The following is a 7,287-nucleotide window of genomic DNA, read 5'->3' as shown; positions in this document are numbered from 1 at the left end:
CTACCAACTGAGCTAATCACCCGCGAACAATTGCTATGCAATTTATTCAACATCAACTGAGCTCTTAAGTTTGTCACTAAGCTCTGCTGCTGTGGGTGTGTATTATATAGATTTACAGTTGGGTGTCAAACAGTATTTTCGAGTTTTTCACATATTTTTTGCATTTTTATCGATATTTCTAGCAAGCATATGTTTTTATTGGTTTTATACTTTTATAAAAAACCAATATTTTTTGAGTTCGATACTTATTTATTGGCTAATGCTTGCTCAATATCATTTTTAATAGCTTCTGGCTTGGTCGTTGGTGCATAGCGATCGATGACTTGTCCATTACTACTAATTAAAAACTTGGTGAAATTCCATTTGATACCATCTGTCAGTACGCCACCCTTTTGCTCTTTGAGCCATTCATAGATAGGATGAGCACCTTCCCCATTCACATCGACCTTTGCCATCATTGGAAAGCTAACACCATAGTTCTTTTGACAAAACGCACCAATTTCATCATTGCTGCCTGGATCTTGGCTACCAAATTGATTACAAGGAAAACCTACAACGACTAACCCTTGCTCCTTATATTGTTGATAAAGCGCTTCTAGCCCTTCGAACTGCGGCGTAAATCCACATTTACTGGCGGTATTGACGATTAGTAGCACCTTACCTTTATAGTCAGAAAATGCTTGCGTCGTGCTATCCATCTGCTCAGCCGTAAAATCATAAATAGTACTCATCATCTATTCCTTAAATTGATTGAATTATTATTTTAGTTGTTTTTTAAGCGTTACTATATTCTTAGTAGCAACCACAACCATACTACCAATAAATGAAAAGAGTACCAACAAATAAAAAGGAAGCATCATGCTTCCTTTTTATACGTCTAAGCTTATCTAAACAGCTGACCAGTTGACAACTACTTCTCAGATTTATCCAAATCGATAGATACTGAGTTGATGCAGTAGCGCATGCCAGTCGTTTCACTAGGCCCATCAGGGAATACATGACCCAAATGCGCGCCGCAGTTACTGCAGGTCACTTCTGTGCGAGTCATACCCAACGAGTTATCGACATGCTCTTCAATAGCACTGTTATCGATTCCTTGGTCAAAACTTGGCCAACCGCAGCTAGCATCAAACTTATTACTTGAGTCAAATAAGCTGGCACCGCAGCCTTTACAACGATAAACGCCATCATCGGTCGCATCATTATAAACACCTGTGAACGGACGCTCTGTGCCTTTCTCACGCAGCACATGATATTCGTCAGCGCTTAAACGCTCTTTCCAGTCAGCTTCTGTTAACTGGCTGATTTCTTCTTTGCTAAGTTGATTATCTTGCATAATTTACCCTTAGTTAGATAGGTATTATCTAATATTTTATGTTGCTACTATTTGAGTTTTATCGTTATTGCTTTCTAAAAACGATGTGCCCTATCTATTGGTTACTGCTCCAATATTCAAGGTATATATTACAATAATATTATGTTGGTAAAGCAATTAGTAATAGGTAATCATGTGTCATTTTAGTATAAAACTGTCTCATATACTCATGAATGCAAGATTTACTTTCATTTTTCTAATAATTTCAAAGTTAACTTGCATCGCTATCATTTATGCAATAATATCTTGCATTAGTACATAAACATTACTCTTCAACTAAAGTAATCCGTTTATTACAAACCTATTGATGAACACAGGCTTAACTTATTATGGCTAGTGATAAGAATAAAAGTACACAAGCTGAGCGACTTGTACAGCTGCGCCGCGGTAAAGGTTTTACCGCGGCGCAATTGGCACAAGCGATGACGGCAGCAGGCGCGAAGGTAAGTCGTGGCGCTATCTCAAACTGGGAACGTGGCACGAACGGTATTGTCTCGTCTAAGCTGCCGACGTTAGCACGCATCTTAGGCTGTAGCGAAGGCTATCTGTTACGTGGTGAACTTCAAAACGAAGCCAGTGCGACGACAAAATCCATAAATGGTGGTTTAGGCAAGAATGACGATTCATCTGCTTCTTTACCTGTAGACATACAGCCCAACGATACAGACCAAAATCAATCGAAAACAGTCTCTACAACCTCTAGCGCTCGAAAAAACTCACAACACAATCCTAAGAGTGGTCACTCTATGAATACAATTAAAAAATCTGATAAATTACAAAATGTCTGTTACGACATTCGTGGTCCCCTACTACAGACTGCAAATAGAATGGAGGCGGAAGGCAAACGCATATTAAAACTAAATGTCGGCAACCCAGCACCCTTTGGTTTAGAAGCACCGCATGAAATTTTACGTGATGTGGCGATGAACTTAGCAGAAGCGACTGGATATTCAGACTCTCAAGGGATTTTTTCTGCGCGTAAAGCGGTATTGCAATATTATCAATCGAAAGGATTGTTATCAGCTGTTGATGTCCGTGATGTTTATTTGGGTAATGGCGTATCTGAGCTGATTGTCATGACCATGCAAGCATTGATGAATGATGGCGATGAAGTGCTCATTCCAATGCCGGATTACCCGCTATGGACAGCAGCAGCCAATCTGTCTGGTGGTACAGCCGTGCACTATCGTTGCAACGAAGAAGATAACTGGCACCCTGATATCGAAGACATCAAGTCTAAGATTACCAGCAAGACAAAGGGTATCGTGGTTATTAACCCGAATAACCCAACTGGTGCGCTTTATAGCGATGAGCTGCTATTACAAATTATCGACGTCGCTAAAGAGCACGATCTAATTATTATGGCCGATGAGATTTACGATCGTATTCTTTATGATGATACCGTACATACGCCAATGAGTACGCTGACTGACGATGTGCTAGTCCTTTCATATAATGGCTTATCAAAGTCGCACCGTATCGCTGGATTTCGTGCAGGCTGGATGATGGTCTCTGGTCGCAAGCAACACGCCACGGACTTTATCGAAGGATTAGACATGCTAGCGTCTATGCGCTTGTGTTCTAATGTTCAGGGGCAATATGCCATCCAAACAGCGATGGGTGGCCACCAAAGTATGAAAGACCTTACTTCCAAGACAGGTCGTTTGTATAAACAGCGTGAAATGGCTGTAACACGTCTCAATGCTATTAAAGGTATTTCGTGCACCATGCCTCAAGGCGCATTTTATTGTTTTCCAAAGATAGATCCTGACGTTTACCCTATCACGGATGACATGGATTTCATGATGGATTTATTAATTGAAGAAAATGTCTTAATGGTACAAGGTACGGGATTTAACTGGGACAGACCAGATCATTTTCGCTTAGTATTCCTACCCAATCTACATGAATTGGAAGATGCAATGGATCGCTTAGATCGCTTCTTTGCTAAAAAACGCCAGCAGTTTGGCACTGATTGAATCTATATTTGATACAAAAAAACGCTTATCGACATGATGCCGATAAGCGTTTTTTATGATGCTAAGGTAAGCCTGTTTGGTGAACTCTATAACATTAATCTTAAAAGATATTTACCAATATGAGATAGCTAATTGCAGACATTGACGCTGCCGCAGGAAGAGTAATAACCCATGCTAAGCCAATCGGCTTCATAAGCTTCCAATTGGTATCTCTATTGACAATACCGATACCCAGTACTGCACCTACCAAGGTATGCGTGCTTGATACAGGCAGACCCATGGTTGATGCACCCATCACGACAGCAGCAGCAGCTAACTCAGCTGAGAACCCAGAAGCTGGATGCATCTTAGCGAGATTGGTACCGACCGTCTGAATCACTTCTTTACCGATGAACCAAAGACCCACAATCAATGCCACACCAAAAGTCAACATAACCGCAGGTGGTACTGCCGCTTCGGTCGAGATGCTATTGGTACGAATAACATCCATAATGGCAGCGAAAGGACCAACCGCATTGGCAATATCGTTCGAGCCATGACTAAAAGCAAACGCTGATGCCGTAAAGACTTGCATCCAGCTAAACATAATAAAGGTGGCTTTGGTCAAGTCTTCTTTATGCTTACCACGGATACTTTTGGTATAAATATAGGTAGCTAGCCATACTAGCGCTGCAATCATTCCCATGATTAAAAAGCCTTGCAACGTCGTCATACCATTATTGACGTTCTTTAGACCTTTAAAGACAACCAGAGAGGCCATGACTGCACCGCCCATAGCCGCAATTATAGGTACCCATTGCTTCAATGCTTTTAGAGTATCGAGGTTGCTGCGTTCGTTTTCAATCTCATACAGCTCTTTGTAATAATCCGTTTCTAAATCTTCAACAACACAATCATCATCTTTATAGATTTCTTGATCGCGTAACATAGCTGACGTATAAGCCAACTGCTCAGACTCTGTCAGACCGTCCAGGTATTCTTTATGATTTTGCTTTAAGGTTTTTTTATTACCTTTTAGCGTCGCAATATAGGCTTCTGTTTTGTCATTATATTCAATGATATTTTTCTTGATCTGTCCATATAGCAGGTAGGACAAAACGCCGCCTAGTAGCGGTGATAGAACCCAAGAGATGGCGATAGTACCAATCTTACCCCAATTCACCGTTGATAACGCCATTTCAGTACCACCTAACGTGATACCTAATACAATGGAGCTACCAACCACACCACCGATAATCGCGTGTGTGGTCGAAACTGGCAAACCTTTTTTGGTGGCAAATAACAGCCAAAATGCAGCAGCAATGAGTGCTGAGAGCATGACATAAATAAACTGGTTGGGCGCGACTGAGAGGCCATCTAGATCGACAATGCCGCTTCGAATCGTATCGGTTACTTCACCACCTGCCAGCACAGCACCTGACACTTCAAATATCGCGGCGATACCCAATGCTTGCGGGATAGTCAACGTCCCTGCACCCACTGAAGTACCAAAGGAGTTGGCGACATCGTTACCACCGATATTGAATGCCATAAAGACACCAAAGGCAGTCGCCACAATAAATAGCGTCGTTTGCTGACGCATCGTGTAATCTAGACCCCACCACAAAAAGTAGCTGGTCATTGCAACCAATAAAATGCCAAAAAATAGATTTATTCTCATCGAGCCAACGGTTTTGATTGACTCTGTAGAACTGCTACTAATACCCATACGTTAATACGTCCTGCGTAAGCTGATTGAAATTATATGAGGTTGATAACATTGCGCTGCTACTCATAAGGCTTGTTGTGGCATCTTATGGCGTAGCATACATGAAACACGCAACATGCTTTTAAATGGTCTTAAACTAACTATGGCCAAGGCGAAGAACGCATCCCTCAACATGTCACAAAGCCGCAAGTTATATTGCCAAATCGTCTGATTACAGCATCTTGCGGCTTAGATATTTCATAGTGATATTTATGGTACTACTAGTAGCTATTGTAACAATTTCTGTCGTAATTATTAAGGTATCTGTATCAAATAACTAAAACGCGCTATTTGCTAAATTAAAATTGTTAGTTAGCAGACGCTGTTACGCGCTCTATTATATTAAATATGAGCGCATAATGCATGATGATATTGCGAGATTTGTAACTGCCAGTATTTGAGCGATACAACTCTATTATTTATGGCTGACTATAGTCGATTCAATTTAAAAGTGATACAAGCCAACCAAGTATAAAAGCCAGTACAAAAACAAGTACTAGCTATCATATGCTGATGATAACTGCTCAATAGCGTGATCTAGCACATCCAATCGTGCTTGGCGCTTTTCATTAGTAGCGATGACACACCAAGGGGCATTTTTGGTATCTGTGTACGCCAACATATCAGCGGCTGATTGCACATAATCAGACCATTTATCACGGTTCCGCCAATCATCATCCGTTAATTTGAATTGTTTGTGAGGTGTCTCTTGACGCTCTTCGAAACGCTTAAGCTGCTCTTTTTTGTCAATTGCCAGCCAGTACTTAATAACTATCGTGCCTGCGCTGACTAGGTCCGCTTCAAAACGATTGATCTCATCATAAGCGCGCTGCCACTCATCACGCGTTGCAAACCCTTCGATACGCTCAACCAGTACACGTCCATACCAAGTCCGGTCAAAGATGGCGACACGACTGATATGATCAGTTTGCTCGTTAGGCAACCTTGTCCAAAAGCGCCATAGATAAGGGTGTTGTAGTTCATACAGCATTGGCGCGCTAATGTTATAGACTTGATACTCACGTGGGTCGAGCGGCGCGACCAATCTCTTAATTGCCCCACCCTTGCCAGCCGCATCCATACCTTCAAAGGCAAATACCACATGCCGACCATTGCGCGCACGTAGCAATTCAGCGAAACGCGCTTGCTTCTCTGCCAATGCTTTACGGTAATCAGACTTATCTATGTTTACATCAACGACGCGCTTTAATTGCTTCGGTATTTTTACCGATTTAAACGCATTTAGATCCAAGGCTTGATTTGTCTGGTCATTAGATTCTGATTTATCGGATGAGGTTTGCTTTTTAGCCGTCTCAGTCGAGCTTGCTTTACTACTCACTAGTGCCGTTTGCATCGCATGTAGCACTTCATGACAAAAATGATCGGCCGCTTGTGACTTATCATCACCATCGATAATGACCCAGTCATCTTGCTGTCGTAGTAAGGCTGCGGCCACTTCATTGAATTTTTCGATAACGTTTTGACTATTCCAGTCAATTTGATATAAAAAATGTGGATCAGCTTCTTTGTCGTTCAGCCGTGATTGTAGGGTTTCGATATCGACATGAAACCAGCACTTTAATAGTCTGGTTTGGTTGGCAACGAGATCTTGTTCAAAGGCTTGTAGCTTGATGAGTTGCTGCTCTAGATATGCTTGCCATTTAGCGATAGGCAGCGATTTTTTAACTTTCAAGCTTTTACTTTTTGACTGCTCACTATCGCTGTCTGATGTCGCCATTCGCATAGCGTTGTAGAGCAAATCGGCGTACCAGTTCCCAAAGTAAACCATCACATCACCATGACGTGGCATCACGTGAGTATGCGCTTGCCAAATAGGCTGAGACGCCAATGGACGAGAACCTATCGTAGCCTCAACCTTAAGCAACCTAGGATCAACCCATTCTCGCAGCTGCTTAACCGCCGTGCCTTTACCTGCCTGCTCCATCCCATTGACCAACACTAATAAACCTGTTGGCTTATTGAGTGTGGGCGGCGTCTGTTGCCGCGTTGCTCTTAGAGCGTATTGAGCGGTAACCAAGGCCAGTCTTAGAGAATCTGTATCCATAGAAAACTGACTAAGGGGATTAGGCGTCAGACGCTGATCGACAACCTGCTCACTAAATTGCGCACTGACTGACTCTAGCTCGGTTGGTCTAGTCGTATTATTCTGTTTACTCATAACCAAA

At 42.1% G+C, this 7,287-nt stretch carries 5 protein-coding genes; 1 reads left to right on the top strand and 4 read right to left on the bottom strand.

Annotation, left to right across the window (positions count from 1 at the left end):
* Positions 1-245: 245 nt before the first annotated feature.
* Both ACZW67_RS03310 and msrB read right to left on the bottom strand, forming a co-directional pair.
* Positions 246-731 (bottom strand): glutathione peroxidase, encoded by a 486-nt coding sequence (locus tag ACZW67_RS03310; RefSeq protein WP_197099987.1) that lies wholly within the window; start codon positions 729-731, stop codon positions 246-248.
* 179 nt (positions 732-910) lie between these two features.
* A complete protein-coding gene (gene msrB / locus ACZW67_RS03305; RefSeq protein ID WP_194197216.1) occupies positions 911-1,336 on the bottom strand; it encodes a peptide-methionine (R)-S-oxide reductase MsrB in 426 nt (141 codons plus the stop codon).
* A gap of 368 nt (positions 1,337-1,704) precedes the next feature.
* Here msrB and ACZW67_RS03300 point away from each other — a divergent pair, with 368 nt between their 5' ends.
* A complete protein-coding gene (locus tag ACZW67_RS03300) occupies positions 1,705-3,354 on the top strand; it encodes an aminotransferase class I/II-fold pyridoxal phosphate-dependent enzyme (protein WP_465182140.1) in 1,650 nt (549 codons plus the stop codon).
* A 100-nt stretch (positions 3,355-3,454) separates the two neighbouring features.
* Here the strand turns inward: ACZW67_RS03300 and ACZW67_RS03295 are convergent, their stop codons facing one another.
* Both ACZW67_RS03295 and ACZW67_RS03290 read right to left on the bottom strand, forming a co-directional pair.
* Positions 3,455-5,062, bottom strand: coding sequence for an inorganic phosphate transporter (locus ACZW67_RS03295; protein ID WP_465182139.1), 1,608 nt, complete (start codon positions 5,060-5,062; stop codon positions 3,455-3,457).
* A 535-nt stretch (positions 5,063-5,597) separates the two neighbouring features.
* The gene (locus tag ACZW67_RS03290) at positions 5,598-7,280 is read right to left on the bottom strand and encodes an ATPase (RefSeq protein WP_465182138.1); all 1,683 of its coding nucleotides are present in this window, start codon (positions 7,278-7,280) and stop codon (positions 5,598-5,600) included.
* Positions 7,281-7,287 lie beyond the last annotated feature (7 nt).

Source organism: Psychrobacter sp. TPE 89C (assembly GCF_055522395.1).
This window is presented reverse-complemented; position numbering and strand designations above follow the sequence as displayed.